1 protein-coding gene and 1 pseudogene are annotated in these 1,580 nt (G+C 75.5%); one reads left to right on the top strand and one right to left on the bottom strand.

Annotated features, from left to right (window positions below; all coding sequences use genetic code 11):
• A pseudogene (locus AB0J09_RS64415) lies at positions 1–462 on the bottom strand (alpha/beta hydrolase); the annotation flags it as partial.
• Positions 463–790: 328 nt separating this feature from the next.
• Here AB0J09_RS64415 and AB0J09_RS64410 point away from each other — a divergent pair.
• The coding region (locus tag AB0J09_RS64410; RefSeq protein WP_360714323.1) for a BTAD domain-containing putative transcriptional regulator at positions 791–1,580 on the top strand (790 nt) is incomplete at its 3' end.

The following is a 1,580-nucleotide window of genomic DNA, read 5'->3' as shown; positions in this document are numbered from 1 at the left end:
ATCAGGTAGAGGTGGAAGCCGACGGCCGCGGCGGCGCCGTGCAGCGCCTCCCACATGTCCAGGGTCGGCAGCACGTCCAGGCAGGCCAGGTGGGTGATCGCGGCGGGGTGGTCGAGCGCGGCGCGGAAGGCGACCAGGGCGCCGCGGTCGTGCCCGGCCAGGGCGAAGCGCTCGTGGCCCAGCGCGGGCCAGGGCGATGATGTCGGCGGCCATGGTGCGCTTGGCGTAGGTGTCGGGGCCGGTCTCGGCGGGCTTGTCGCTGGCGCCGTAGCCGCGCAGGTCGGGGCAGATGACGGTGTGGCCGGCAGCCGCCAGCTCGGGGGCGACGTGCCGCCACATGAGGTGGGTCTGCGGGAAGCCGTGCAGCAGCACGATCGGGCGGCCCTCGCCGGCGACGGCCGCGCTGAGCGACACGCCGTCGCCGACGGGGACGCGGTGGTAGGTGAAGCCTTCGATGACCATGATGGCGCTCTTTCCGTTGGGGTCGATTGGGGCCGGTTTGGGCCCATTGGGATGAACGCGGCAAAGCCCGCCCGCGCGACGCACAGGTCCGCGCGGCGAGTGCGATCCCGCTCGTGGGGTCCCAGCTCCCGCGTGGGTGCGGGGCCGTACACGGGATGCGGGGCCGCGCATAAGTGTGGCCGCACTGGCGCCGCGCGGCGTAAAGGCTGTGCGTAAGGCGTGGCGCACTGCCGCCGCACCTACGGCTCCGCGGCGTTCTGCCTCCAGCGTGCCGGGCGTGAATGAGCATCCGATGAGCGCGCTACCGTGACCTGGGGGTGACCAGGAAGTGCGGGTGGTGTTCGGGGTGCTGGGGCCGGTGGCGGCTTGGGACGGCGCCGGGCGTGCGATCGGCTTGAAGGGGCCGCGGCATCGTGCGGTGCTGGCCCGGCTGATCGCCGCCCGGGGGCGCGTGGTCCCGGTCTCCCGCCTGGTGGCCGACCTCTGGGAGGATCCCCCTGCCGATGCGGTGGGCGCGGTGCGCACGTTCGTTGCGGCACTGCGCCGGGCGCTGGAGCCGGATCGCCCGCCCCGCGCCCCGGCCCGACTGCTGGTCACCGAGGGCCCGGGGTACGCGTTGCGCGCCGAGCCGCAAACGGTGGACGCCTGGCGCTTCGAACGGGCGGTGGCCGCCGCGGGACCGCCCGAGGAGGTCCTCGAGCGGCTGGAGGAGGCGCTGGGATGGTGGCGCGGGCCCGCCTACGCCGACTTCGCCGACGAACCCTGGGCCCGTGCGGAGCGCTCCCGGCTGACGGAGCTGCGGCTGCACGCCGTCGAACGCCGAGCCGCTGCCCGGCTGGCCCTGGGGCTTGCCGCGGCGGCGGTGCCGGATCTGGACGCGCACGTGGCCGATCACCCATGGCGGGAGGAAGGCTGGCGGCTGCTGGCCCTGGCGCTGTACCGTACGGGGCGCCAGGGCGACGCGCTCGCCGTGCTGCGCCGGGCGCGTACGCTGCTGGCCGAGCACCTGGGCGTGGACCCGGGGCCGGCGCTGCGCCGCCTGGAGAGCGAAGCCCTGGACCGCCGATCGCCGCCAGCCACCCGAGACGGCCGGCCACCCCAGGCAGGCGATCGTCAGG

The organism is Nonomuraea sp. NPDC049784, assembly GCF_040659615.1.
Taxonomy (GTDB): Bacteria; Actinomycetota; Actinomycetes; order Streptosporangiales; family Streptosporangiaceae; genus Nonomuraea.
Note: the sequence above shows the minus strand (reverse complement) of the source record. Positions and strands in the feature narration are given on the sequence as shown.